Below are 24,974 nucleotides of genomic sequence, written 5' to 3' on the forward strand. Positions count from 1 at the left end.
GATGGCCGATCCGATCATCGCCCTCGACAACGTCAGGCGGGAATTTGCCGCCGGTGACACGCGCGTGGTTGCGCTCGACGATTTGTCGTTGAACATCCAGCCCGGCGAGATGGTGGCGATCATCGGCTCGTCCGGATCGGGCAAATCGACGCTGCTCAACATCCTTGGCTGCCTCGACCGCCCGACCTCGGGCACATATCGTGTCGCCGGCAAGAACGTCTCCGAACTCGACGCGGACGAACTGGCGGCGCTGCGGCGCGAGCATTTCGGCTTCATTTTCCAGCGCTATCATTTGCTCGGCGACCTCTCCGCCACCGAGAACGTCGAGATTCCGGCGATCTATGCCGAAATGAAGACCCGGGAGCGCCGCACGCGCGCAGAGCGGCTGCTCGCAAGGCTCGGTGTGGACGACCGGCGCGGCCACCGCCCGAACCAGCTGTCGGGCGGCCAGCAGCAGCGCGTCTCGATCGCACGGGCGCTGATCAACGGCGCCGAAGTCATCCTGGCGGACGAGCCGACCGGCGCGCTCGACCGGCGCAGCGGCGAGGAGGTCCTGAAGATCCTGAAGGAGCTGCACGACGAGGGACGGACGATCATCATCGTCACCCACGACGCCGGTGTCGCCGCGCGGGCCGAGCGCATCATCGAGCTGCGCGACGGCAGGATCGTTTCCGATCGGCGCACCGAGACCGCAGGCGCATCGGTGCCGGCCGCTGCGGCGTCTCGGGCTTCACGGGACAGCAGCGCCGACTGGCCCGGCGCGTTGCGGCGCCTGCGGGAAGCCTCGCGGATGGCGATGGTGGCGATGGCCGCGCATCGGCTGCGCGCCTTCCTGACCATGCTCGGCATCATCATCGGCATCGCCGCAGTGTCGTCCGTGGTTGCGCTCGGCAACGCCTCACAGCGCAAGGTGCTGTCGGACATTTCGAGTCTCGGCACCAACACGATCGAGGTGTTTCCGGGCAAGGATTTTGGCGACGCGCGTGCCGGCAAGATCAAGACGCTCGTCCTCGGCGATGCCCGCGCGCTCGGCCAGCAGAGCTTCATTGCCGGGGTCACACCGACGGTCTCGACCAGCACGACGGTGCGCTACCGCGGCAACGAATCGAACGTGCTGGTCAACGGCGTCGGCGAGAGCTATTTCCAGGTCAAGGGCGCCAAGCTGGCGAAAGGCCGCCTGTTCGACTCCGCCGCGGTGCGCAACATCGAACGGCAAGCCGTCATCGACGACAACACCCGCAAGACCTTCTTCGCCGACGACCAGAACTCGGGGATCGGCCGCGTCATCTGGCTCGGCAAGGTGCCCTGCCGCATCGTCGGCGTCATCGCCCAGCAGCAGGGCGGCTTCGGCTCGAACCAGAACCTCTCAGTCTATCTTCCCTACACCACCGTGCAGGCGCAGTTCACGGGCGACCGCTCGCTTCGCAGCATCCTGCTCCGGATCAGCGACGAGATTTCGACCGCGCTGGCGCAGGATGCGGTCACCACGCTCCTGACGCAGCGGCACAATACCAAGGATTTCGTCATCCTCAACACCGACGACATCCGCCGCACCATCACCAGCACGACCCAGACGCTGGCGTTCCTCGTGGCCGCGATCGCGGTGATCTCGCTGGTCGTCGGCGGCATCGGCGTGATGAACATCATGCTGGTGTCCGTCTCCGAACGGATCAGCGAGATCGGCGTGCGCATGGCAGTCGGCGCCAGACGCAGCGACATCCTGCAGCAGTTCCTGGTGGAGGCGACCCTGATCTCGTCCATCGGCGGCATCGCCGGCATCCTCGTCGCGATCCTGCTCGGGACGGCGGCCAATATGGCGATGCCCGGATTCCAAATCAGCTACTCGCTGTTCTCGATCGGCGCGGCATTCCTGACCTCGACCGGGATCGGGGTGGCCTTCGGTTTCTTCCCCGCCCGCCGCGCCGCCTTCCTGGATCCCGTGGTGGCTTTAAGCCGTGACTGACCGTAGGATTGCAGACATGACCGTAGTTCTTCGGGCGAGACAATCGTCCGCAAATCCATCAATGATCGGCACCCCCGATGCGATCTCGAACATGACGAAGGACACGCAGAACATCCTGATCGTCGAGGATGACCGGCAGACCCGCGACCTCGTCGCGCGCTATCTGCGCGAGCATTCGTTCGCGGTCCACCTGGTCACGAACGGCAAGGAGATGGACCGGCATCTGTCGCACAACCGGGTCGACCTCATCGTGCTCGACCTGATGCTGCCGGGCGAGGACGGTCTGAGCCTCTGCCGCCGCGTGCGCATGGAATCCACCACGCCGATCATCATGCTCACCGCGAAGGGCGAGGATCTCGACCGGATCCTCGGTCTCGAGATGGGGGCGGACGATTATCTGCCGAAGCCGTTCAATCCGCGCGAGCTTCTCGCCAGGATCAACGCCGTGTTGCGCCGCCGGGCGAGCGGCCATGCCGCCGGCGCGGCGACGCGACTGAAATTCATGGGCTGGATCATCGATCTTCGTTTGCGGGAGTTGCGCGATCCCGAGGGCGCACAGGTGCCGCTGACCAGCGCCGAGTTCGATCTGCTGCAAGCTTTCTGCGAACGGGCCGGCCGCGTCCTCACCCGTGACAATCTCCTGAGCATGACGCGCGGCCGGCCCGGCGGCGGCTTTGGCCGCAGCATCGACGTGCTGGTCAGCCGGCTCCGCCGCAAGCTCGACCGCACCGAGGACACATCCGTGATCAAGACCGTCCGCACCGGCGGCTACATCTTCACGCCGGTGGTGGAGGAAGCATGAGCCGCGCCGCCGATATCGTCGCGCTGTTCAGCTTCAGGCGGATCAGCGGCCAGATCGCGGCCCTTGTGCTGGTGTCGCTGATCCTGATCCATGTGCTGATAGCCGGATATTTTCTGCTCAGCCGCCCGAGCGCCCTGATGGACCGTCCCGTGGAGCAATTCGAGCTGATTGCGAGGATCGTCGCCAATACACCGCAAGGAGAGCGAGATCTCGTTCTTGAGAACGTCAGCCGAACCTTTCCGGCGCTGAAGCTGCAGTTGAAAAGGGATGCTTCCGCCTCCGCGGCTCCATCGCCAGAGCGGACGCGCCCGACCACCCCATCGGCTATTGAAGGCCCGGTCGGTCTCATTCGTGGTTCCACATCGGAAGACAATCGCCTCTGGTTCTATTTGGCAAATGGCGACGTACTCGAGGCGACGATCGGCACATTCAAGATGCCTGCCTTCGTGAGCGGCCTCTGGACGAGCACGCTCCTGTTTCTGGTGGCGAGCGTGACGCTGCTCGGCGTCTGGGCCGGCCGCGCCTTGTCCTCGCCGCTGTCGGCCTTCGCGCGCGCGGCCGAGGACTTCAGCCTGAATCGCTCGTCCGCACCGTTGCCCGAAAACGGCCCGGAAGAGATCAGATCCGCGGCGAGAGCGCTCAACCGGATGCGTGAACGCGTTACCGCGCTGATGAACGACAGAAGGCGAATGCTGGCCGCCATCAGCCACGATCTGCGCACACCGATTACACGCCTGCGGCTACGCTCGGAATACATCGAGGATCCAGCACAGCGCACCCAGACCGTACGCGACCTCGATCAGATGCAGTCGATGCTGGAATCGGTGCTCTCGCTGCTGCGCAGTGAAAGCACTGCCCAGCCGACCCTGGTCGACGTTGCCGCGCTGCTCCAGATGGTTTGCGACCAGTTTTCCGACAGCGCCCACGCGGTGCACTATGTCGGTCCGGACAGAGCCGCATTCATCGTCCGGCCGGACGAGATCATTCGCGCGGTCACAAACCTGGTCGAGAACGCCACGCGCTTCGGAACCGAAGTCCGCATCGAACTCTTGATCGCCGGAGACCAGATCGTCATCGACGTCGTCGATGATGGCCCTGGAATACCCAATGAGAGGAAGGCGGCGATGCTGGAACCCTTCGTACGCGGAGAAGAAGCCCGCACCATGGACGAAACGGCGGGATTTGGCCTCGGCCTCGCAATCGCGCAGGCGATCGTGACCGCGCATGGCGGAACGCTGCTGCTGCTCGACAACGAACCGAAGGGTCTTCGCGTCCGTCTGCTGCTTTCCAATGCGGCCCGTAGCCCCGACTGAACCTGCCGATCCGGGCATCACCGATTCTCCAACATGCGTTCGAGGTCGCAGACAATGCCGGCCACGATACCAGCCAAGAACAATGGAGCTCGGGCAAACCAACCCATTTGCTTTCTATCGCCGATATCGGCGCTTCGGACGCGTCGAACCCGCGCGAGCAGGATCAATCGTCGCTGAAGGTTGAATTGCGAACTATCGCATTGCCGTAATCGAACGTCGGAACAACACCAGGCTTGCAGCGAGAAACGCCACGACCGAACCGGACAAAGCCGCCTGGGCGATCGGTAGTACCTGTGCTTGGACTTGTTGCTGATGTCCTGCCAGCCAAAGCGTGGAAAAAAATCGGATGCGGGCAAGGTGGTCGTGCGCGAGCGGTGTGAGCAGATCTCCCGGAGCGATACGACGATGGTCGCTCATATCGCCAAGAGAGACTACATCGTCCGCCAGCTGCAACAAACACCGTTTGAAAAGCCGTTTAGTTCGGTCGGCTCAACGGTTCGCGAGGGTAAGTCCTTGAAGAACTTGTCTGGGCGCACCAGGGTTCAAACCTGGGACCTGCTGATTAGGAGTCTCGTGTTTCAGCAGCAGTCACAGCCTAAGGCAACGGCGAGAACGAACGATTCGACATTGTTAAAGATCGAGCAATCTCCGTTAAACAATGCGGGTGGTTTGCAGCGGCCTGCACTTTAATCCTCCTCGCAGAGGGAACGTTGAAGACAGCTAGGTCGCGTTTGTCCGTTGATGCATCCGGACGCAATCGACGGATCCTATCACGGGTTATTGTCCGCCGTTTTCCATTTAGGTCAAAGTTGGTGGAGGCGCGGGCGATCGGAAGACCAATGCAGACTGGATTTGTCTTTTCCAAGCTCGCCGATCATTTGGCGAGTCTCGGTGACGCGACCGCGAGCGACCTCGACCTGCTGGCAGACATGCCAAGCACGATCGCGCACCTCAATTCCCATCATGCAATCCTGCGCCACGGCGACGACAGCCATCAATGCTGCGTGGTACTGCAAGGTTATGCGTCCTGGCAGGACGCCGAAGGGGCAAGCGGGCAAATCACCTCGATCTCCGTTCCCGGCGACATCGCTGATCTCCAGACACTCTACCGGTGGCCTGACAATTCAGACCTTTTCCCTGAGCTTGGCGCGCCTTTGCAGGGCCAATCTCACTTCCGCGATGACACCATCCCAGTCGCCGGGCGTCCTTTGATGAAACAGCCGTAGGCTCCGATACCAAGGAGAACTGTTCCCCGACGAAGGCCAGCGCCAGTCGCAGTCGGCATGCAGCAGGACCCAGGCTTCGCAACCCAGCGCCCCCGCGAGATGCGCGACCATCGTGTCGACACAAATGACCAGATCGAGCTCGCGAAGAAGATGACCGAGCGCCACGATATCGGGCGTGCTGATGTCGCGTGCACCGATCTGCGCGACCGCTTCGGCTGTCGTCCCTCTCTGCAGCGAACAAAGCACGACGCCGGGAACGGCGAGCCGGCACAACAAGGAGGGAGCCACGGCGCGCCGCTTATCCCACCGGCCAACCTCCCAGACCAGGCCGACAGCCCGACCGTTGTCATCGATCGGCACCGACGCACTCCTAGGCGGAAGCGTCAAGTAAGGCCCGCCCTCGACCTGCTCACGCCCGACTTTGAGCGCATGCGGCACCTCCATGATTTCGATGTCCACCTCGAAGTCCGCTTCGGGTGTACCGTCGTGGAGAGCAAGAGCACTATCGACGCCTGCCGTGCGCTCGGCCAGTGGCAGAAGCTCCGGCTGGCACCAAACCGTGACACTCCGCGCAACGTCCCGAAGAGGCCGCATGAAACGCAGGAATTGGATCGTGTCGCCTAGTCCGTGATAGCATCTGACCAGCACATGCCGGCCCCCGAGAGCCTCGCCCCGCCAAATTCGCTGCACATGACGCGGGCCGGTGTGTTTGGGCGGATGCTGCAGCACCGCGAGATCGTAGTCAGCGATAGACCAGGCGCGGGCGAAATGACCCGCTCGCATAGCCTCGACCCAGCTGTTCACGTCCTAAGCCCCACTAGCGTCGGACGAATTTATGAAACCGGCTTACCTGACCGTCCTTGGTCCGGTCCTGGTGCAGAAACGCAAGACCGGCCTCATCGAATTTGTCGAAAAACTCGTCCCAGCCGATGCGGTCGAGTCCCTCATCCGGCGGATCGAAATCGACCCGCAAGATGCCGGCGTGCCCGTCCTCTTCCGTCGCCTTGACCGTCGCCGGCTGCCCGCCACGTTCGTCGACCCATTTGCGGATTGCGGCGTGATCGGTGGTCTGCTCGGCTTCGCTATTTTGCGTCATGGACGTCATGTGGCACCTCACTCGTGTGCAGATCCGGCAATGACGCCGTCATTGCTGGAGCCATTTGCGGTGAAACGCGAGCCGGCAAGATTTGTTCTTCGTCGCACCACGTGACGCGCGTGACCACCACTCCATCTTCTTCATCATCATCAACAATGATCTTCGTTCCGCTGATGCGAGCGGCGATTCTAATCCAGGTTAATCGCCCTGCATTTTGTTGGCCTGAATCACTCCCCTACGCACGCGCGGCCGCTCCGGCGCAGGAACGAACATACCTTCCGGCACGTTCGCCGATCTACTTACACTGTCGCCACGCGTTTTCCCGGAGGTTTTTCGTCCATGCATTCCCGTCTTCAGGACAGGCGTCGCTTGCGCGTCGGCATCGTCGGCGTGGGCAATTGCGCAAGCTCCTTCGTCCAGGGGCTTACCTATTACCGCAATGCCAAGTCGAATGAACCCGTACCCGGCCTGATGAACGTCGATCTCGGCGGCTATCATATCAGCGATATTCAAATCGCATCGGCATTCGACGTCAACGCGAACAAGGTTGGGCGCGACGTCGCCGATGCCATCTTTGCCCGTCCGAACAACACGCATCGCTTCGCCGAGGTGGACCAAACCGGGGTGATCGTCCAGCGCGGCCCGGTCATGGACGGCATCGGGCACTATCTCCAAGATGACGTCCCGGTCGCCGGTGTACCCGAAGCCGACGTTTCCGAGGTTCTGGCGATGTCACGCACGGACGTGCTCGTGTCCTACCTGCCGGTCGGCTCGCAACGCGCAAGTGAATGGTATGCTGCGCGCGCCATCGAGGCCGGTTGCGGCTACGTCAATTGCATTCCCGTCTTCATCGCGTCCAACCCGGACTGGCGACGAAGATTCGAAGATGCGGGCCTTCCTATCGTCGGGGACGACATCAAGAGCCAGGTCGGCGCCACCATCCTGCACCGGGTGCTGGCCAACCTGTTTCGTGATCGCGGCGTGCGGCTCGATCGCACCTATCAACTCAATGTCGGTGGCAATACCGATTTCAAGAACATGCTCGAACGCGAGCGGTTGGCATCGAAGAAGATCTCCAAGACACAGGCCGTCACCAGCCAGTTCGCCGTCCCGATGGACCCCGACAATATTCACGTTGGGCCGAGCGACCACGTGCCCTGGTTGACCGACCGGAAGCTCGCATTCATCCGGCTCGAAGGCACGACGTTCGGCGGCGTACCCTTGAGCGCCGAGGTCAAGCTCGAAGTGTGGGACTCGCCGAACTCGGCGGGCGTCGTGATCGACGCGGTCCGCTGCGCAAAACTTGCCATGGACCGCGGCCAGGGCGGCGCCCTGACCGGCCCCTCCAGCTATTTCATGAAATCGCCGCCGCAGCAGTTCACCGACGAGGAGGCTGGACGGCGAACCCGCGCCTTCATCGACGACAAGGTTTTCAGCTGATGGCCAGGATCATTCATCTCGTGCGGCACGGCCACCATGCCCTGCTCGGCCGAACGCTGTGCGGCCGGATGAGCGGCGTCACGCTCGACGACATCGGTTGCGAGGAGATTGCCCGGTGTGCAGCCAATCTCGCCCCACGGCCGTCGCTAATCCAGTCGAGCCCGCAGAGGCGCTGCATGCAATCGGCCAGCATCCTCGCCGCGCGCTTCGGATTGCCCGTCGAGATCGTTCCTGCTCTCGACGAGCTCGACTATGGCGAATGGACGGGCAGGTCTTTCGATGAGCTCAATGAGGATCCGCAATGGTCGCGCTGGAACAGCCGCCGCGGCGGCACGTGCCCACCCGGAGGCGAGAGCATGCGGTTGCTTCAGACGCGCGTTGTCCGTCATCTGGAGCAGCTGCGCTCTGACCCTCTTGCGGACTCGGTGATCGCAATCAGCCACGCCGAAGCCATCCGCGCAGCGCTGTTGCATTACGCGCGCATGAAACTCGACGACTTTCTTTCGATCGAGATCGATCCCTCAAGTGTCAGCACCCTCCGCGCGGATCGGCGCGGGTTCAGGATCACCGGGATCAACCAGCGGGTGCCGGCGTGAAGATCGTCGTTTTCGGCCTGACCATCTCCTCCTCCTGGGGCAATGGCCACGCGACGCTCTGGCGCGGCCTCTGCAAGCATCTGAGGCGCCTCGGCCACACCGTCGTCTTCTACGAGCGCGACGTGCCCTACTATGCCGGTGCCCGGGACCTCAATGAGTTGCCCGGTGGGCAGCTGCGGCTTTTTCCGAATTGGGAGGAGATCCGCTCCCTCGCCCGCAATGACATCGCGGATGCCGATGTCGCGATCGTGACGTCGTACTGTCCCGATGCAATTGCGGCCACCGACCTGATCATGTCCAAAGGTCGCGCCATTCCCGTCTTCTATGATCTGGATACCCCGATCACGCTCGCGCGGCTCATGGCGGGAGAATCCGTTTCCTATATCGGCACGCGAGGTCTGCGCGATTTCGCGCTCGTCCTCAGCTTCACCGGCGGACCACGTGTCGTCCAGGAGTTTCGCGAACGGCTCTGCGCCCGCGATGTCCGCCCCCTGTACGGCCACGTCGATAGCGATATTCATCGCCCGGTGCCGCAAGAGCCTCACTATCGCGCGGATCTGTCCTATCTCGGCACCTATTCCGAAGACCGGCAGCGCGGGCTCGAGGCGCTGTTCGTCGAACCGGCGCGAGCGCGGCAGGACCTGCGTTTCCTGATCGGCGGAGCGCAATATCCCGACGACTTTCCGTGGTCGCCCAATATCTATTTCGTGCGGCATCTGCCGCCGTCGGAGCATGCGCCTTTCTTTGCGTCCTCCCGCCTGACCCTCAACGTCACACGCAAAGCCATGGCGGAGATGGGCTGGTGCCCCTCCGGCCGTCTGTTCGAGGCGGCGGCCTGCGGTGTCCCGCTCCTGAGCGACGACTGGCCGGGCATCGAGGAGTTCTTCACGCCGGGCAGCGAGATCCTGATCGCCCACGATGCGCAGGACACTTTGGGCGCCTTGGCGATGTCGAGCGCCGACCTGCAGTCCATCGCCAGGCGCGCCTATGAGCGGACGATGGATCAGCATACATCCGACAAACGCGCGCGCGAGCTGGTGGCCCTGCTCCAGCAGGCGGTATCCAGCGGCAGCGGCACGCGTCGTCAGCAATCCGAGGAGGCCTGACATGTGGGGCATCGTTCCGGCCGCGGGCCGCGGCAGTCGTATCCAGCCGCTGGCTTTCTCGAAGGAACTGCTGCCTGTCGGCAGCCGGCGCGACGACGGCACCGAGCGTCCGTGTGCGGTCTCCGAGTATCTGCTGGAGCGCCTGATCCTCGGCGGCGCGGACAAGATCTGCTTCGTGATTTCGCCGGGCAAGTCCGACATTCTCGAATATTTCGGCGATCACTATGGCAGCGCCCAGCTCGCCTATGTCGTCCAGCCGGACGCCTCCGGCCTGTGCGACGCCGTCTTCAGGGCCGGCACCGTCGTCGGCCATGATGAAGACGTCGTCGTCGGCCTGCCCGACACGGTCTGGTTTCCCAAGGCCGCTTTGCAGGCCTTGCCCGACGCCGACCTCTCCTTCCTGCTCTTTCCCGTCGAGCGCCCGGAATTCTTCGACGCCGTCGTGCTTGAGGGCGAGAGCGTGCGGGAGATCCAGGTCAAGCAGCCGAACCCGACCTCGCGGTGGATCTGGGGTGCATTCCGGATGTCAGCCACCGGCTTTCGCGAATTGCACGCGCTCTGGAACGAGAGGGACCGACGCGACGAGTATTTTGGAACGCTGGTCAACGCCTATCTCCAGACCGGCGGCCTCGGCATCGGGATCAAGGCAGGCGAATCCTATGTCGATGTCGGGACCGTCGACGGCTATCGCACCGCGATGGCGCTTCTGGCCGAGGGCACCGGCACCGACAGCCGGTCGCGGTTGCGGGCCGGCGCCTCGTCCGATGCGGCTCGACCGGCGCCTGCAATGGACAATGGAGCGACGGCATGACTGGAGCGCTGCTCACGCGTGAGGAAATCCGCAGGCGCGTCGACGCGCTCGGCCCGTGGTTTCATAACCTCGACCTCAACGGCGTGCCGACCGCACCAACCCACTTTCTCGGCGACTATCCCAATGTGAAATGGCGGCGCTTCTCGGGGATCATCCCGGACCGCCTTGAAGGCAAGACCGTGCTCGATATCGGCTGCAACGCCGGCTTCTATGCCATGGAGATGAAGCGCCGGGGGGCCGAGCGCGTGCTTGGTCTCGACACCGACGAAGAGTACCTGGCGCAGGCGCGGTTTGCCGCCGAAGTGAATGGCCTGCGGATCGAATTCCGCAAGATGTCGGCCTATGATGTCGGCCAGCTCCGTGAAAAGTTCGATCTCGTGATCTTCATGGGCGTGCTCTATCACCTGCGTCATCCGCTGCTGGCGCTGGATCTCATTCACGAGCACGTCACCAGAGATCTCCTGCTGTTCCAGTCGATGCAGCGCGGCGCCGGCCATGTCGATGCGATCGACAAGAATTACGATTTCTGGACCACCGATCAGTTCGATTCCGCCGGCTATCCAAAGCTGCACTTCATCGAGCACAAATACGCGGATGACCCCACCAATTGGTGGGTCCCGAACCGAGCCTGCGTCGAGGCCATGCTGCGCAGCACAGGCTTTGCGATCACCGCACATCCCGAAGAGGAAGTTTACCTCTGCAAGCGGACCGCGCGTCCACAAGCGGACGGGCCCGTCTATCCATCCCGGAGCACCAGCTGATGATCGAGGCGGCCAAGATCTGGAACGAGCCGAACAACAAGTCGCATTGGGACCTTCAGATTGATCCGGATTGGGTCATGTTCGCAGATCTTACGACCGCTGCGGGAAAGGCTATTCGCGGCACACGGCCGGCACTCCCAATCGTACTCGGCGGAATCTCACCGATCGATCCGTCCTTCGTGCGCAAGATGCAGAGCCGCGGCGTGCTCGATCATTTCGATGCGGTCGCCGTGCACGGGTTTCCGCTCGACTGGAATCTATGGCAGATCGGGGAATGGCCAGCCAAGCTCGAGGAGATCAAGGCGGTCACCCCCCTCCCCGTCTGGGTGACCGAGGTCGGCGTCTCCTCGTTCGGAGCCGAGGAGGTGCAAGCCTGGGGCCTGTCGCGCACCGCCGAGCTCCTGATCGGCCGCGCGCCGCGCATCCATTGGTACAGCCTCTACGACCTGCCATCCGCCTGGGAAGCCACGACGCGGCACAAGGAAGCCGAAGGCTCGTCCTATTACCGGCATTTCCACATGGGCCTGCTGCGTGAGGACGGCACTCCAAAGGCGGCCGCCGATCTGTTCGGCGGCTATGCGCCGGCCCTGGGACTTTGCCAGTGGTTTCACTTTGAGGATCACCGTCTCGACGACGCCGTGCGCTGGATGCGTCGTCTCAACGTGACCCATCTCAGGACTGGCCTGTCATGGGCCGACAGCTTCCGTCCCGATGCGCTGGACTGGTTCGACCGCCAGATGGAGGCACTGGCGGAATTTCAGGTCACCGTGACGTTCTGCTTTACACCCGAGCATCGCGGAATCCAGCCTCATCACACCAGCCCGCCGCTGGACGTCAATGAGTTCGCCGATTTCTGCGCATCGATGGTCGATCGTTACTGCGCGAGGACCGGTCTTGGTACCGCGCCAGCATCGGCCGATTCCCCGGTCGGGGAGCCCATATGCGCGCCCTGATCCTGGTGATGGATTCCGTGGGCATCGGCGGCGCGCCGGATGCCGCGCGTTACGGCGACGACGGCGCCGACACTGTCGGCCACATTGCTGACGCCTGTGCTGCCGGACGGGCCAACGGCGCCTCCCGCGAGGGTCCGCTCCGGCTGCCCAATCTTGTCGCGCTGGGCCTCGGCCAGGCCTGCGGCCTCGCCTCCGGTCGCGTTCCGCCTGGTTTGGACGGTCAGATCCGGCATCAGGGTTTCGGATGCGCGAGCGAGATCTCGAAGGGCAAGGACACGCCTTCGGGCCATTGGGAAATCGCCGGTGTGCCGGTTCCGTTCGAATGGGGCTATTTCCCGCGAACGAAACCTTGTTTCCCGGCAAATCTGACGAGCGCCTTCTGCGAGCAGGCCGGACTGCCCGGCATCCTCGGAGATTGTCACGCCTCGGGCACAGACATCATCGCCGAATTCGGCGAGCGCCACATGCGATCCGGCATGCCGATCTGCTACACCTCGGCCGACAGCGTGTTCCAGATCGCCGCGCATGAGCAGACCTTCGGGCTCGACCGTCTTTACGACATCTGCGCGATCGCAAGACGACTGATCGACCCGCTCAGCATCGGCCGCGTCATCGCCCGGCCTTTCGTCGGCACGAACGCGAGCGACTTCAAGCGGACCGCGCACCGGCGCGACTTCTCCGTGCCGCCCCCGGAAGACACCATCCTCGACCTCGCAGCAGCTGCCGGCCGCGACATCGTCACCATCGGCAAGATCGACGACATCTTCGCCCACCGCGCGACCGGGCGAAACCTGCGCGGCGACGGCAACATGGCGCTCTTCGATGCCACGTTGAAAGGGCTGGCGAACCTTGCGGATGGAGGATTCCTGTTCGCCAACTTCATCGACTTCGACACGCTGTATGGCCATCGCCGCGACATCATCGGCTATGCCGCGGCACTCGAGGCCTTCGACGATCGCCTGCCCGAACTGCTGTCCCGACTGCGAAGCGATGATCTTCTCATCATCACCGCCGATCACGGCTGCGACCCCACCTGGAACGGCACCGATCACACCCGCGAGCAGGTGCCAATCCTCGCCCGGACCACGCAATCATCTTCTCCCATCGGCCGTCGTGCCGGCTTTGCCGATATCGGCGCCACTGTGGCAAGGCATCTTGACCTGCCCGAACCGCTTCACGGTGCACGGTTTTAGCGAGCGCTGCCGGACCGATTCACCTGAGTTATTGATCCAGGTTAGAGAAATATTCGTTTGTACAATTTCGAGGAACGAACATTCCTTGCATCGCTTCTGACTCCAAACGTGACCGGCGCGCAGGTCGTCCGACCAGTCAGAAAAGTGCGCTTCACCAGACATCAGCGACCGATCCCAACGGATCGGTCACATGGTTGCACGGAGCGGTGAATGACGCGAGTATTGATCACGGGAGGTGCGGGCTTCATTGGCTCCCATGCGACGGACATTCTGCTCGCGGCCGGCTACGACGTCCGTCTGCTCGACAATCTCTCGCCGCAGGTCCATGGCGGCAACCGCCAGCGTCCCACCTATCTCGCCGACGACGCCGAACTCGTTGTTGGCGACGTGACCGACAGCGGTGCGGTTGAGCACGCCCTGCGCGGCGCCGACATGGTTCTGCATCTCGCGTCCGCCGTCGGCGTCGGCCAGAGCATGTACGACATCGAGCCCTATGTCCGCACGAACGAGCTCGGCACCGCCGTCCTCCTTCAGGCGCTGTCGAAGCGGCCGGTCGAACGGTTGGTCGTCGCCTCCTCCATGAGCATCTACGGAGAAGGCCTCTATCGCAGGCCAGATCAAAGCGTCGTGGCCTGCGACGAACGGGCGATCGAGCAACTTCGCCGCGGGGAATGGGAGCTGCGCGACAATACGGGGCATCTGCTCGAGCCCATGCCGACACCGGAGACCAAGCTGCCTTCACTGAGCTCGATCTACGCACTGAACAAGTTTGCGCAGGAGCGCATGTGCCTGATCACGGGCAAGGCTTATGGCATCCCGACCGTAGCGCTTCGCTTCTTCAACGTGTTCGGCCCCCGTCAGGCCTTGTCAAATCCCTATACCGGTGTGCTCGCCATCTTCGCCGCGCGGCTCCTGAACGAACGTCCGCCGCTCGTGTTCGAGGATGGCGAACAACGTCGCGATTTCGTTCACGTGCATGATGTCGCCCGGGCCTGCCGCATCGCGCTGGAAGCCGAACATGCGCAGGATGTCTTCAACGTCGGCTCGGGCCAAAGCCGAAGCATCCTGTCGGTTGCAGAAGATCTCGCCGAGGTCATGGGACGGCGCGATATGGCGCCCGAGATCACCCGGAAATACCGCGCTGGCGACATCAGGCATTGCTTCGCCGACATCGGCAAATCGCGTGATCTTCTCGGCTTCGAGCCGCATGTCGCATTCAAGGACGGCCTGGAAGAGCTCGCGGACTATCTCGCAGACCAGATCGCCGATGACCAGGCGGAACGGGCGACCCAGGAGCTGCTGCAACGAGGATTGGTTGCGTGATGAACGAGCGAGACAACAGGCCTGTCCTGATCACCGGAGGCTGCGGCTTCATAGGCTGCAATCTTGCCGATCGGCTGGCGGAGCGCGGCGAGCGCGTATTGGTATTGGACAATCTGGCCCGCAGCGGCGTGCGCGAGAACGCGCAATGGCTGAAATCGAGGCATGGTGACCTCATCACCATCGCGGTAGCCGACGTGCGCGATCCGATCCCGGTAATCGATGCCGTGCGCGAGGCCCGGGCCGTGCTGCATTTGGCGGCCCAGGTCGCCGTCACCGACAGCGTGAGCGATCCCGCCGCGGATTTCGAGATCAACGCCCGCGGCACCCTGAACGTGCTCGAAGCTGTGCGGCTTCACAACAGCTCCGCACCGGTCGTGTTCGCGTCGACCAACAAGGTCTATGGCCGTCTGATCGAAGACAGTGAGATCGCTCTCACGGGCCGCCGCTACACGCCCACCAGCGCCCTGCTGGCTGACGGCATCTCGGAGAACGCGCCGCTCGACTTCTATAGTCCCTATGGCTGCTCCAAGGGAACTGCCGATCAATACGTGCATGACTATGCCCGAGTCTACGGCCTCCAGACCGTGGTGATGCGCATGAGCTGCATCTATGGACCGCGCCAGTTCGGCACTGAAGATCAGGGCTGGATCGCGCATTTCCTGCTGAGCGCGATCCAAAGCAAAACGTTGACGATCTACGGTGACGGTTATCAGGTCCGCGATGCCCTGCATGTGTCGGATGCGGCCGCGGCCTGGCTCGCAGTGCTCGACCGCATCGCGCTCGCGCGCGGACGGGTTTATAATCTCGGTGGTGGCCGGAGCAATGCGATCAGCCTGCGTGAGCTCATAGACCACATCACCGAATTGACGGGCCAAGAGATCACATGCCGCTTTGCCGATTGGCGTCCCGGCGATCAGCCCTGGTACGTCACCGACACGCGTGCATTGTCGGCCGCGCTCGGATGGGCTCCGCAGGTCTCGATTACCGAGGGCCTCCGCTCGCTGCACACCTGGCTGGACAGCCGTTTTGGAGCAGCTCAAGGCAATCGCGAGGCGCTCGCATGACGCGCGTCGCCCTCATCAACCCGAATTGGGATTTTGGCGGCAGCATCTATTTCGGCTGCCGGTCCCCTCATCTGCCGCTCGAGCTCGGCATCTCCGAGCATCATCTCAAAGCCGCTGGCCACCGGACACTTCTGCTCGATGCGCACATGTTCGATCTGTCGCTGTGGGATATGGAAGCTGAGCTACGCGCGTTCGCGCCAGACCTGATCGTCATCACCACTGCGCCGACCTATCTGTTCTGGCGCTGCGCGCCACCGGAGCTGCGCGTCCCGCAGGAGCTTGCAGCGGCGGTTCGGGACCTTGCACCGACCTTGATTGCCGTCGGGCCGCACGGCTCGACGACGCCGCGGGCCGCACTGAAAAAGCTCGGCGTCGACATCGTCGTGATGGGCGAGTGCGAAGCATCCTTGTTGCGCCTTGCAAACGGTGAGCGAGACTTTCCCGGCCTTTGCTTTGCGGATGCCGCCTCGATCCGGGTCAATGGCGGGCCGCAGGCGGTCGAGTTCAGGGATCAGCCGGCGCTCGACTGGCCGGATGAGACGATCCGGCGGCATCATCACCATCACCACCGATTCGAGGCCGAGCCGGTGGGTCCCGGCGCGGAGGTCGAGGCATCACGGGGCTGCCCCTACAATTGCACGTTCTGCGCCAAGGAAAATTTTCGCAACGCCTATCGCAAGCGGCCCCCCGCGATCATCCTCGATGAGATCGACCGCCTGCGTGACCACGGCGTGGAATATGTCTACTTCATCGACGAGATATTCCTTCCGAATGCCGAGCTCCTGGAAAGGCTGAGCACACGCGGCCTCAAATTCGGCGTGCAGACACGGATCGATCTCTGGAAACCTGATATGCTCGCGCTGCTCGGCCGCGCCGGCTGCGTCTCGATCGAGGCGGGTATCGAGAGCCTCACCGTCGAGGGCCGCGCGGCGCTCGCCAAGAATTGCAAGATGACCACCGACCAGCTCGCCGACCGGCTGGTCGAAGCACGTCGCCACGTTCCGTTCGTGCAGGCCAATCTGATCGAGGTCCCCGAGGACGACGATCCCGTGGTGCAGCGCTGGCGCCGCAAGATGCAGGATGCCGGCATCTGGGCTAACGACCCGGTCCCGCTCTATCCCTATCCCGGCTCGCCGGACTACCGAAAGCTGTGGGGCGAAGCCGACGATTTCGCGTGGGAACGCGCGCACCAGCACTATCTGGGAATGTTCGACCAATTCAGCGACGTGCAGAACGACCGGCCCATTCCGCTCGATGCCCTCGAACATCCGGTGGCGCCATGAGGAAAGGCGCGGACATCAGGATCCTGATGACGACCGACACGGTCGGCGGTGTGTGGACCTATTCCTGCGCGCTCGCCGCCAGCCTCGCCGCTTCGGGCGCCGAGGTGACCTTGGCGACAATGGGCCCGCCCGCGAATGCCGATCAGCGCGAGATGCTGCGCGGCTCGCGAGTCCGGCTGATCGAGACGGACCTCGCGCTTGAGTGGCAGGACCCGGAGGGACGGGACCTCCCGCACGCCGAGCGCACACTCGCCGGCTTGGAAGCGCGGTTGCGGCCGGACATCGTCCACCTCAATAGTTTCCGGGAAGCAACCCTGCCGTGGCGAGCGCCGACCGTTCTCGTTGCGCATTCCTGCGTCAATTCATGGGCGCTGGCCTGTCGGGATACGACGTGGCTCGGCGAACCCCGATGGACGCAATACACGGAGCGGGTGGCAGCCGCACTCAACAGCACGGAAGCCTGGGTTTGTCCGAGCCAGTCCTTCCACGACGATATCGTGGAGATCTATCACCCCCGCTCCCTCGGCACCGTAATCTGGAATGGAATTGCGGCTGGCGCGCTGCCAAATCGAAAGCGGGAGCTGATCTTCGCGGCCGGCCGACTGTGGGACCGCGCCAAGAACATCGAAGCTCTTGCCGCGGCTGCGCCGGGCCTGGATTGGCCGGCCCAGATCGCAGGGCCTGCTGACGGAAACCTGCCCGCCGGCGTCACCTGGGTTGGCTCTTTGCCGCACGACGCATTGCGCGGACGGCTCCAACACGCGTCGATCTTTGTCAGCCCCGCGCTGTACGAACCGTTCGGCCTTTCCGTGCTGGAAGCGGCGGCTGCCGGCTGCGCGCTCGTGCTGTCGGTTATTCCCACCTTCCGGGAACTATGGAGCGGAGCCGCACGGTTTTTCGACCCCAGCGACAGTCAGGCGTTGCGTCGCATCCTCCTCGAGCTCTGTGCCGACGACCGCGAAAGGACGCGCCTGCAACGCGCCGCCTATGAACATTCCTTGAGCTATTCGCTGGCGCGCACGACCAGCGCCTATCAGAAGCTCTACGAAGGGCTGCTCGCTTCCAGGCGCACGGCACGTGAAGTCGAACAGATCGAGGTGCGCGCATGAGATGCGTCCTGTTCTATCACGCATTCACCTCCTGCTGGAATAACGGCAACGCCCATTTCCTGCGCGGATACGCCCGCGAGTTGCACGCGCTCGGACATGAGGTGATCGTGTTCGAGCCGGTCGACGGCTGGAGTCGGTTGAATGCCATCCGCGAAAGCGGCAGTGGAGCGCTACAGGACATAAGGCAACTCTTCCCCGGCGTTTCAATTCGCCGCTTCGACACCTCACTCGATTTCGACGAAGCTCTTGATGGCGCCGATCTCGTGATTGTGCACGAATGGAATTCGCCTGATGTGATCGAGAAGATCGGCTCCAAGCGCGCGCACGGCGGGACTTTCACGCTCCTGTTCCATGACACCCATCACCGCGCAGTCACTGCGCCGGATGAACTGGCACAATTCGACCTCGATGCATTCGACGGCGTGCTCGCATTTGGGGAGGTTCTGCGCGAGATTTATGTGAATCTCGGCTGGGCAGATCGTGCCTATACCTGGCACGAGGCCGCCGACGCCGCCATGTATCACCCTTTGCCGCATGTCGAACGCACGGATGATCTGGTCTGGATCGGCAATTGGGGCGACGGCGAACGCAGCAGCGAACTCAACGAGTTTCTGGTCGCGCCCGTCGCCGAACTGGGCTTGCGTGCAAGCGTCTACGGCGTCCGTTATTCCGATCAGGCTCTTCAGAGCATCCAGGCCGCGGGCATTCGCTATGGCGGCTGGTTGCCGGCGCACTGGGCGCCGGTCGCCTTCGCCGGCGCGCGCGCGACCGTCCACGTCCCCCGCGGCCCTTATGTGCGGTCGCTTCCGGGTATCCCCACCATTCGTGTGTTCGAAGCGCTCGCCTGCGGCGTTCCCCTGATTTCGGCTCCCTGGGCCGACGTGGAAGGCCTGTTTCCGGACGGCGCTTACCTCCAGGCCGCCAATGGCGTCGAGATGAAGCGCTCCCTCCGTGCCGTTCTCGATGATCGGGACCTGTCAGCCGCCATGGTAGCGACAGGGCTCCGAACGATCCGAGAGCGCCATACGTGCCGTCATCGCGCACAGCAGCTTGTGGACATCGTGGAGGCCATCCGGACCTCCGACAGGGCGTCACGGCCGTTGCGATACATCGGAGCCTCCGCATGAAGATCTGCTTCTTCGGATCCAGCCTGGTCTCATCGTACTGGAATGGTGCCGCCACCTATTATCGCGGCATGCTCAAGCAGATTGCGGCGCTGGGACACGACATCACCTTCTTCGAGCCGAATGCCTTCGAGCGACAGGCCCATCGCGACATCGCCGATCCCGATTGGGCCAAAGTCGTCGTCTACCCCGCCACAGCCGAGGGCTGGCGCGGCTCACTCGACGCGGCGGCGCGTTCGGCTGACATGCTGATCAAGGCGAGCGGCGTCGGCGTCTTCGATCAGGAGCTGGAGCTCGCTGTTGCGACCCTGCCGTCTCGGACCATGCGGATTTACTGGGATGTCGACGCCCCCGCTACGCTCGAAGCCATGGCAAACGATGTCGAGCATCATCTGCGCCGTGCGATTTCCTCTTACGACATCGTCCTGACCTACGGCGGCGGCGACGGCGTCGTATCGGCCTATCGCGCTATGGGCGCGCGGGATTGTGTCCCGATATACAACGCCCTCGACCCCGAGACGCATTTTCCTTCGCCGCCAAGACCGGAGTTCGCCTGCGATCTCGGCCTGCTGGCCAATCGCCTGCCAGATCGCGAGCAGCGCGTTGAACATTTCTTTCTCGACGTCGCACGCACGCTCCCCGAGAAGACGTTTGTTCTCGGCGGTTCCGGCTGGGATACCAAGGACACCGCAAAGAACATCCGCAAGGTCGGGCATGTCGGCACCGGCCAGCACAACGCGTTTTTCGGCTCCGGCCTGGCCACGCTCAACGTCAATCGTGACAGCATGGCCCGTTTCGGCTTCTCGCCGCCGACACGGGTATTCGAGGCGATCGGTGCCGGCGCCTGCCTGATCACGGATCAATGGCCCGGCATCGAGTATTTCCTGGAGCCGGATCGCGAGGTGCTGGTGGCCGCAAACGGAACCGAGATTGCCGGTCATCTCGACGCTCTCAACCCGGATCGTGCCGCCGCGATCGCGAGCCGTGCCCGCGCGCGCATCCTGAGCCAACACACCTATCGGCACCGCGCCCGCCAGTTCAACGATCTCTTCGACGGAAGCAGCTCGCGCATCGAGGCAGCAGAATGAACCTGAGAATTGTCGTCGTCGGTCTTTCGGTCACATCGTCATGGGGCAATGGTCACGCCACGACCTATCGCGCCCTGATCGAGGCCCTCGCACGACGAGGCCACCACGTCACCTTCCTCGAGCGCGACGTCGCCTGGTATCGCGAGCATCGCGATCTCACCAACCCGACATCGTGGACGGTGGAGCTCTATCAGTCCCTGAAGGACGTGCCTCGCCGTTTCGGCAAGCTGATCCGGGACGCCGACCTCGTCATCATCGGTTCTTATGTGCCCGACGGTATTGCCATCTCCGAGTGGGTCACAAGTCAGGCGAGGGGAGTCACCGCGTTCTACGACATCGACACGCCCGTGACGCTCGCGAAGCTCGACCACGGTCTCGACTATCTCTCAGCCACCATGATCCCGCGGTTCGATCTCTATCTGTCGTTCGCCGGTGGTCCCGTGCCCGACCTGATCGAGGAGCGGTACGGCAGCCCGATGGCCCGGGTTCTCTATTGCAGTGCCGACACCGAGGTTTATGCCCCGCAGCAAGCGGAGGCGAAATGGGCCCTCGGCTATCTCGGGACCTATAGCGAGGATCGGCAGCCGATTCTCGAGCAGCTGCTGCTGTCCCCGGCCCGCACACTGTCGTCAGAGCTGTTCGCGGTCGGAGGCGCGCAATATCCCGCTGATATCGTCTGGCCTGGCAATGTCCTGCGGATCGAGCACCTTGCGCCAAAACAGCACCCGACGTTCTACGCGGAACAGCGGTTCACCTTGAACGCGACTCGCGCCGACATGCGGGCGCTGGGCTTCTCGCCAAGCGTTCGCCTGTTCGAAGCCGCTGCCTGCGGCACGCCCATGATCTCCGACCGCTGGCCGGGCATCGAAACCATCTTCGCGCCGTCGCGGGAAATCCTGCTGGCCTCGAGCCCGCGCGACGTCATCGAGATCCTGCGCGATATGCCTGAGGAGCGTCGGCGTAGCGTTGCGGAGAACGCACGCCGGCGCGTCCTGACCGATCACACCGCCGACCACCGCGCCCGCCAGCTGGAGAGTTACTACGCCGAAGCAGCCGCACGCCGCCGTCGCAAATCCTCCCGGCCTGCCGCTGGCCGTCCGGTTCAAGTCGCCGAACTCTAAGAGAGCCCGCCATGACCCTCCAGACCCGCATCTCTCCCCTTCGCCGCTCGCCAGCCGTACTCATTGCCGGCGGCGCCGGCTTCATCGGCTCCCATCTCTGCGATTCGCTGTTGCAACGAGGCAACGCCGTCATCTGCCTCGACAATCTCTTTACGGGCAGCATGCACAATATCAGGCCTCTCCTGAACCATCCGAACTTCTGCTTCATCGAGCATGACGTGCAAGAGGAGATAGAGATCGAAGGGGAAATTGACCGCATCTATAGCCTCGCCTGCCCGGCTTCGCCGCGGCATTACCAAAAAGATCCGGTCGGCACGATGAAGACCTGCGTACTGGGCACAATCAACCTGCTCGAGCTCGCGCACCGCAAGGGCGCCCGCGTCCTGCAGGCTTCCACTAGCGAAGTCTACGGCGACCCGGAGGTGCACCCCCAACCTGAATCTTATCTTGGCAACGTCAACCCGATCGGGCCACGCGCCTGCTACGATGAGGGCAAGCGCGCCGCCGAAACACTGATGTTTGATTACCACCGCACGCACGGGACCGAGATCAAGGTCGCGCGCATCTTCAACACCTACGGCCCACGGATGCTGGAGAACGATGGTCGTGTCGTTTCCAACTTCATCGTCCAGGCGCTGCGCGGCGAGCCGATCACGATCTATGGTGGAGGCACGCAAACGAGGAGCTTCTGCTTCGTCGACGATCTCGTGCGAGGCCTCCAGCTGCTGATGGAAAGCCCTCCATCGGTGACCGGCCCCTGCAACCTCGGCAATCCTCACGAGGTCACGATCGAAGCCATCGCCCGAGAGGTCCTGACGTATACCGAGTCGGCCTCGCCGCTCCGCTTTGAGGCGCTTCCAAAGGACGATCCGAAGCGCCGCAAGCCGGTCATCGACACCGCCTCGCGGGTATTGGGATGGCGACCGCGTGTCGCGCTGAAGGACGGTCTCCAAGCCACGATTGCCTATTTCGCAATGCGCATTGCTGGTGAGTCGCCGACACTAGTGCCGGCTCTCGCGCGGCGAAAGAGGGGTCCGGCGCGCAGCCTGCTCAGCTCCGAATAGCCGGCTAAGAGCCAGAAGCGCTCATTCCGGCTCTGGCGTCTTGCGGCAGGAGCGCTGTTGCGCCCGCTTAGTCCTTGCTCTCTTCGATCTTGTCGAGAACGCGCTCCGGCGCGATCTCTGAGGCGGCTTCCTGAAGCTCTTTGTTCTCCCGGGAATTGATCTCCATTTTGCCGGCCATTTCATTCAGAAGCGCGACCACCTTCGTGATCTCATGTTCGGTGAGGAGACTGATCTGCAGATCCAACTCCGCCCTTCTATCCGCTTCGGCCGCCATACGATTTTGAGAGATCAGAACAAAGGTCGAAAGAAAGATTGCCTCTACGGAGGCAAGCATAGCGAGCACTACAAAGCTCTGGTCCCAGGGCATAATTCCTGGAAGCCATCTGAGGTTTGCGGCTATCCAAAATCCAAAAGCAAACAAGTGCAGGTAAACAAACTGCATGCTGCCGGTGAACGAAGTTATTGCGTCGGCGACCTTTTGCTGAATGGACGCGTCAGATTGCTCCCGCTTCCTTCGTTCGACCAGAGCGTGGATATTCCGCTCGAGAGCCGGCGTCAGCCCGGGTGCAGCTTTTGGATGGGGCGCCAAGGGTTTCTTCATGACGTGTAAACCGGCGCACCTGCGGGCAGTTCCTATAGGTTGGCTGCCTCGAGGCCGCGCAATTGACCACCGCGTGGCCGACGTCCGGCGGGCAAGACCTCGGCGAGATTGAGCTACAAGATTACAAGATAGAGTGCTGGCACACATCGTGCACACGCGACCAACCAACCAATCGGAATAACTTGAACTCTTGCTCCAATCCATCCTTGGAACGATCGCGTGATCGATCGCAGTACGCGCCGACCGTCTCCGGCTGCAATTTCGCAGTGAAACTCAATTACAGCAAATGACCGTTTGAAAAATCAGCTATTCAAACGGTTTTGCCAGCTAAGGCATTGATATGGTGGGCGCACCAGGGCTCGAACCTGGGACCCGCTGATTAAGAGTTCAAAACCGGCGCCTCTCTGCGATTTCTGAATCTGCGCCACACTACGATGAAGTCGAGAAAGGTCTTTTATTTGTAGAGACTTGTCGCATAGCTTCGCAGCCCAGCGAACCCTGACCTTCAAACAACTCAGTCCGCCAAAACCGTTTGAAAACCGTTTTAGCAGCTCACGTAGACCCTCATGACCGACATTCGCATTGCTCTCAGCGATAAGGCCATCGCTCAGCTGCCGACTCCTGTGGCTGGTATTTGGCTCGCGATACCGAGTTGAAAGGCTTCTTCGTGGTTGTCGGGAAGCGAAAAAGGACCTTCACTGTTCAAGGTGATCTCAGACAACGTGGAAAGCGGGCCTCCTCCGTCAGAGTATCGATTGGTGACGCCAGCGAGTTAACCACCAGGGCAGCCCGCGCGATTGCCAAGGAATATCTCGCTCAGATCAGCAAGGGACAGCACCCAAAAGCGAGGGAGAACGGAAACTCCGAACAAGCCGCGACCGATGGGAATGGTGCTGAAGGGGGCGCTACCCTGGAGCAGGCTTGGCAACGCTACCTGGAAGCCCACTTGATCCGAAAAGGCCGTAGCGAGAAAACAATAAGCGGGTATTGCGATCACGTGGAACGTCTCTTTTCGGAATGGCTTAAGACCCCTTTGCTGGATCTCGCGAATGATTCCGCTCTCGTCGCCAAAAAGCAAGATCAGCTTACTAAAGAAAACGGTCCGTACATCGCGAATGGCAGCATGCGGACACTGCGGGCCATCTACAATCACGCGCGGAAGACCAATCGATCACTGCCGCGTGACAACCCCGCAGATGCTGTCGATTGGAATCAGGAAGAGCGCAGGAATACTGGTATGGGCACCGGCGATTTGAAAGGATGGTTTCTCGAGCTGGCCAATCTAGAGAGTCCCATCCGGCGCGAATTCCACCTTTTAACATTGCTGTGCGGATCCAGGCCCACCGCCTTGCAGCAGGCCAGACCCGATCACATCAATTTTCGGCGGCGTACGCTTCACATTCCAAAGCCCAAGGGTGGCGTAAGCGAGCGTTCGACGTCCCGCTATCTCGGCAAATGATCCTGAGCCTCATTCGGGTGCTTCGGTTCGGCAGGCAAATGCATCCGTCTCAGGCGCGAAAATGGCTATTCCCAGCTGAGAGCGCTTCCGGACACTTAGCGGAAACAAAGGAAGATCGAGATATTTTGTCAAAATGGGGCAATGAGCTTCGTCAAACATTCCGGACGATTGCCACCGCTGCCGGCGTGTCCGAATTCGATGCTAAGCTCCTCATGAACCATTCTATCCCCGGCGTGAACGCAGGCTATGTCACTCGGCACAAGCTGGTTGAAGACCACCTGCGCAACCAACAACAAGCTATCAGTAGCGTCGTGTTTTCCGCCCTTGGTAACTCGCTAAAGGAACATAAAACTCTGTTCAATTGGCTCGGTCCCCGGGCTAGCCGAAGAGCCGTTAGCCAAGTCCGATTAGAGCCAAACACTCCCGGTGACGGGCAACAACGAATTCACCAAGCAGCATGACTGGCTGGCGGCGTGAG

Annotated in this window: 23 protein-coding genes and 1 pseudogene; 22 read left to right on the forward strand and 2 right to left on the reverse strand. The window is 62.5% G+C overall.

The window, feature by feature from the left end; translation table 11 throughout:
• Position 1: 1 nt before the first annotated feature.
• The 6 genes from BDOA9_RS31425 (at position 2) to BDOA9_RS39145 (ending at position 5,928) form a co-directional block, all read left to right on the forward strand.
• A complete protein-coding gene (locus tag BDOA9_RS31425; RefSeq protein ID WP_025037924.1) occupies positions 2-1,963 on the forward strand; it encodes a MacB family efflux pump subunit in 1,962 nt (653 codons plus the stop codon).
• A 91-nt stretch (positions 1,964-2,054) separates the two neighbouring features.
• Entirely contained in the window at positions 2,055-2,765 is a 711-nt protein-coding gene (locus BDOA9_RS31430; RefSeq protein ID WP_025037925.1) for a response regulator, read from the forward strand.
• Positions 2,762-4,078: an ATP-binding protein gene (locus BDOA9_RS31435; protein WP_025037926.1), complete on the forward strand. Its 1,317-nt coding sequence runs from the start codon at positions 2,762-2,764 to the stop codon at positions 4,076-4,078. Before BDOA9_RS31430 ends, BDOA9_RS31435 begins: the two co-directional genes overlap by 4 nt.
• A 312-nt stretch (positions 4,079-4,390) precedes the next feature.
• On the forward strand, positions 4,391-4,768 hold the full coding sequence (locus BDOA9_RS31440) for a hypothetical protein (protein WP_152033551.1): 378 nt from the start codon (positions 4,391-4,393) through the stop codon (positions 4,766-4,768).
• A gap of 149 nt (positions 4,769-4,917) precedes the next feature.
• The gene (locus tag BDOA9_RS31445) at positions 4,918-5,304 is read left to right on the forward strand and encodes a hypothetical protein (protein WP_025037928.1); all 387 of its coding nucleotides are present in this window, start codon (positions 4,918-4,920) and stop codon (positions 5,302-5,304) included.
• 57 nt (positions 5,305-5,361) lie between these two features.
• Positions 5,362-5,928 carry a hypothetical protein gene (locus BDOA9_RS39145; protein WP_025037929.1) on the forward strand — a complete coding sequence of 189 codons (567 nt, stop codon included), beginning with the start codon at positions 5,362-5,364 and terminating at the stop codon, positions 5,926-5,928.
• A gap of 193 nt (positions 5,929-6,121) precedes the next feature.
• Here the strand turns inward: BDOA9_RS39145 and BDOA9_RS39565 are convergent, their stop codons facing one another.
• Positions 6,122-6,409, reverse strand: a complete 288-nt coding sequence (locus BDOA9_RS39565; protein WP_025037930.1) for a hypothetical protein — start codon at positions 6,407-6,409, stop codon at positions 6,122-6,124.
• A gap of 330 nt (positions 6,410-6,739) precedes the next feature.
• Here BDOA9_RS39565 and BDOA9_RS31460 point away from each other — a divergent pair, with 330 nt between their 5' ends.
• From BDOA9_RS31460 to BDOA9_RS31530, 15 genes are all read left to right on the forward strand, one after another.
• Positions 6,740-7,840, forward strand: coding sequence for an inositol-3-phosphate synthase (locus BDOA9_RS31460; protein ID WP_025037931.1), 1,101 nt, complete (start codon positions 6,740-6,742; stop codon positions 7,838-7,840).
• Positions 7,840-8,436, forward strand: coding sequence for a histidine phosphatase family protein (locus BDOA9_RS31465; protein WP_025037932.1), 597 nt, complete (start codon positions 7,840-7,842; stop codon positions 8,434-8,436). The genes BDOA9_RS31460 and BDOA9_RS31465 overlap by 1 nt, the downstream gene beginning before the upstream one ends.
• The gene (locus BDOA9_RS31470) at positions 8,433-9,542 is read left to right on the forward strand and encodes a CgeB family protein (protein ID WP_025037933.1); all 1,110 of its coding nucleotides are present in this window, start codon (positions 8,433-8,435) and stop codon (positions 9,540-9,542) included. Before BDOA9_RS31465 ends, BDOA9_RS31470 begins: the two co-directional genes overlap by 4 nt.
• A gap of 1 nt (position 9,543) precedes the next feature.
• Complete coding sequence (locus BDOA9_RS31475; RefSeq protein WP_025037934.1) at positions 9,544-10,353, forward strand: sugar phosphate nucleotidyltransferase; 810 nt, start codon at positions 9,544-9,546, stop codon at positions 10,351-10,353.
• Positions 10,350-11,114, forward strand: a complete 765-nt coding sequence (locus BDOA9_RS31480; protein WP_025037935.1) for a TIGR04290 family methyltransferase — start codon at positions 10,350-10,352, stop codon at positions 11,112-11,114. The genes BDOA9_RS31475 and BDOA9_RS31480 overlap by 4 nt, the downstream gene beginning before the upstream one ends.
• Positions 11,114-12,067 carry a beta-xylosidase gene (locus BDOA9_RS31485; protein WP_025037936.1) on the forward strand — a complete coding sequence of 318 codons (954 nt, stop codon included), beginning with the start codon at positions 11,114-11,116 and terminating at the stop codon, positions 12,065-12,067. The genes BDOA9_RS31480 and BDOA9_RS31485 overlap by 1 nt, the downstream gene beginning before the upstream one ends.
• On the forward strand, positions 12,055-13,260 hold the full coding sequence (locus BDOA9_RS31490) for a phosphopentomutase (RefSeq protein WP_025037937.1): 1,206 nt from the start codon (positions 12,055-12,057) through the stop codon (positions 13,258-13,260). The genes BDOA9_RS31485 and BDOA9_RS31490 overlap by 13 nt, the downstream gene beginning before the upstream one ends.
• A 210-nt stretch (positions 13,261-13,470) precedes the next feature.
• Positions 13,471-14,583: an NAD-dependent epimerase/dehydratase family protein gene (locus tag BDOA9_RS31495; protein WP_025037938.1), complete on the forward strand. Its 1,113-nt coding sequence runs from the start codon at positions 13,471-13,473 to the stop codon at positions 14,581-14,583.
• On the forward strand, positions 14,583-15,647 hold the full coding sequence (locus BDOA9_RS31500) for a GDP-mannose 4,6-dehydratase (protein WP_042336830.1): 1,065 nt from the start codon (positions 14,583-14,585) through the stop codon (positions 15,645-15,647). Before BDOA9_RS31495 ends, BDOA9_RS31500 begins: the two co-directional genes overlap by 1 nt.
• The gene (locus tag BDOA9_RS31505) at positions 15,644-16,930 is read left to right on the forward strand and encodes a TIGR04295 family B12-binding domain-containing radical SAM protein (protein WP_025037940.1); all 1,287 of its coding nucleotides are present in this window, start codon (positions 15,644-15,646) and stop codon (positions 16,928-16,930) included. The genes BDOA9_RS31500 and BDOA9_RS31505 overlap by 4 nt, the downstream gene beginning before the upstream one ends.
• Complete coding sequence (locus BDOA9_RS31510) at positions 16,927-18,039, forward strand: glycosyltransferase (RefSeq protein WP_025037941.1); 1,113 nt, start codon at positions 16,927-16,929, stop codon at positions 18,037-18,039. Before BDOA9_RS31505 ends, BDOA9_RS31510 begins: the two co-directional genes overlap by 4 nt.
• The gene (locus BDOA9_RS31515) at positions 18,036-19,166 is read left to right on the forward strand and encodes a CgeB family protein (RefSeq protein ID WP_025037942.1); all 1,131 of its coding nucleotides are present in this window, start codon (positions 18,036-18,038) and stop codon (positions 19,164-19,166) included. The genes BDOA9_RS31510 and BDOA9_RS31515 overlap by 4 nt, the downstream gene beginning before the upstream one ends.
• Complete coding sequence (locus BDOA9_RS31520; protein ID WP_025037943.1) at positions 19,163-20,251, forward strand: CgeB family protein; 1,089 nt, start codon at positions 19,163-19,165, stop codon at positions 20,249-20,251. Before BDOA9_RS31515 ends, BDOA9_RS31520 begins: the two co-directional genes overlap by 4 nt.
• Positions 20,248-21,372, forward strand: a complete 1,125-nt coding sequence (locus BDOA9_RS31525) for a CgeB family protein (RefSeq protein WP_025037944.1) — start codon at positions 20,248-20,250, stop codon at positions 21,370-21,372. Before BDOA9_RS31520 ends, BDOA9_RS31525 begins: the two co-directional genes overlap by 4 nt.
• Before the next feature lie 11 nt (positions 21,373-21,383).
• Complete coding sequence (locus BDOA9_RS31530) at positions 21,384-22,436, forward strand: UDP-glucuronic acid decarboxylase family protein (protein WP_025037945.1); 1,053 nt, start codon at positions 21,384-21,386, stop codon at positions 22,434-22,436.
• Positions 22,437-22,503: 67 nt separating this feature from the next.
• Here BDOA9_RS31530 and BDOA9_RS31535 read toward each other — a convergent pair whose 3' ends face one another.
• Complete coding sequence (locus tag BDOA9_RS31535) at positions 22,504-23,037, reverse strand: DUF1003 domain-containing protein (RefSeq protein WP_025037946.1); 534 nt, start codon at positions 23,035-23,037, stop codon at positions 22,504-22,506.
• Positions 23,038-23,603: 566 nt separating this feature from the next.
• On the opposite strand from BDOA9_RS31535, the pseudogene BDOA9_RS40175 reads away from it, so the two are divergent.
• Positions 23,604-24,957: pseudogene (locus BDOA9_RS40175) on the forward strand (tyrosine-type recombinase/integrase).
• Positions 24,958-24,974 lie beyond the last annotated feature (17 nt).

It is taken from the genome of Bradyrhizobium sp. DOA9 (assembly GCF_000617845.2).
GTDB lineage: Bacteria > Pseudomonadota > Alphaproteobacteria > Rhizobiales > Xanthobacteraceae > Bradyrhizobium.

What these genes read in the sequence shown, in the direction of transcription:
- BDOA9_RS31425 (WP_025037924.1), top strand. Translation starts at nt 2, where the DNA reads ATGGCCGATCCGATCATCGCCCTCGACAACGTCAGGCGGGAATTTGCC.
- BDOA9_RS31430 (WP_025037925.1), top strand. Translation starts at nt 2,055, where the DNA reads ATGACGAAGGACACGCAGAACATCCTGATCGTCGAGGATGACCGGCAG.
- BDOA9_RS31435 (WP_025037926.1), top strand. Translation starts at nt 2,762, where the DNA reads ATGAGCCGCGCCGCCGATATCGTCGCGCTGTTCAGCTTCAGGCGGATC.
- BDOA9_RS31440 (WP_152033551.1), top strand. Translation starts at nt 4,391, where the DNA reads ATGTCCTGCCAGCCAAAGCGTGGAAAAAAATCGGATGCGGGCAAGGTG.
- BDOA9_RS31445 (WP_025037928.1), top strand. Translation starts at nt 4,918, where the DNA reads ATGCAGACTGGATTTGTCTTTTCCAAGCTCGCCGATCATTTGGCGAGT.
- BDOA9_RS39145 (WP_025037929.1), top strand. Translation starts at nt 5,362, where the DNA reads ATGCAGCAGGACCCAGGCTTCGCAACCCAGCGCCCCCGCGAGATGCGC.
- BDOA9_RS39565 (WP_025037930.1), bottom strand. Translation starts at nt 6,409, where the DNA reads ATGACGTCCATGACGCAAAATAGCGAAGCCGAGCAGACCACCGATCAC.
- BDOA9_RS31460 (WP_025037931.1), top strand. Translation starts at nt 6,740, where the DNA reads ATGCATTCCCGTCTTCAGGACAGGCGTCGCTTGCGCGTCGGCATCGTC.
- BDOA9_RS31465 (WP_025037932.1), top strand. Translation starts at nt 7,840, where the DNA reads ATGGCCAGGATCATTCATCTCGTGCGGCACGGCCACCATGCCCTGCTC.
- BDOA9_RS31475 (WP_025037934.1), top strand. Translation starts at nt 9,544, where the DNA reads ATGTGGGGCATCGTTCCGGCCGCGGGCCGCGGCAGTCGTATCCAGCCG.
- BDOA9_RS31480 (WP_025037935.1), top strand. Translation starts at nt 10,350, where the DNA reads ATGACTGGAGCGCTGCTCACGCGTGAGGAAATCCGCAGGCGCGTCGAC.
- BDOA9_RS31485 (WP_025037936.1), top strand. Translation starts at nt 11,114, where the DNA reads ATGATCGAGGCGGCCAAGATCTGGAACGAGCCGAACAACAAGTCGCAT.
- BDOA9_RS31490 (WP_025037937.1), top strand. Translation starts at nt 12,055, where the DNA reads ATGCGCGCCCTGATCCTGGTGATGGATTCCGTGGGCATCGGCGGCGCG.
- BDOA9_RS31495 (WP_025037938.1), top strand. Translation starts at nt 13,471, where the DNA reads ATGACGCGAGTATTGATCACGGGAGGTGCGGGCTTCATTGGCTCCCAT.
- BDOA9_RS31500 (WP_042336830.1), top strand. Translation starts at nt 14,583, where the DNA reads ATGAACGAGCGAGACAACAGGCCTGTCCTGATCACCGGAGGCTGCGGC.
- BDOA9_RS31505 (WP_025037940.1), top strand. Translation starts at nt 15,644, where the DNA reads ATGACGCGCGTCGCCCTCATCAACCCGAATTGGGATTTTGGCGGCAGC.
- BDOA9_RS31510 (WP_025037941.1), top strand. Translation starts at nt 16,927, where the DNA reads ATGAGGAAAGGCGCGGACATCAGGATCCTGATGACGACCGACACGGTC.
- BDOA9_RS31515 (WP_025037942.1), top strand. Translation starts at nt 18,036, where the DNA reads ATGAGATGCGTCCTGTTCTATCACGCATTCACCTCCTGCTGGAATAAC.
- BDOA9_RS31520 (WP_025037943.1), top strand. Translation starts at nt 19,163, where the DNA reads ATGAAGATCTGCTTCTTCGGATCCAGCCTGGTCTCATCGTACTGGAAT.
- BDOA9_RS31525 (WP_025037944.1), top strand. Translation starts at nt 20,248, where the DNA reads ATGAACCTGAGAATTGTCGTCGTCGGTCTTTCGGTCACATCGTCATGG.
- BDOA9_RS31530 (WP_025037945.1), top strand. Translation starts at nt 21,384, where the DNA reads ATGACCCTCCAGACCCGCATCTCTCCCCTTCGCCGCTCGCCAGCCGTA.
- BDOA9_RS31535 (WP_025037946.1), bottom strand. Translation starts at nt 23,037, where the DNA reads ATGAAGAAACCCTTGGCGCCCCATCCAAAAGCTGCACCCGGGCTGACG.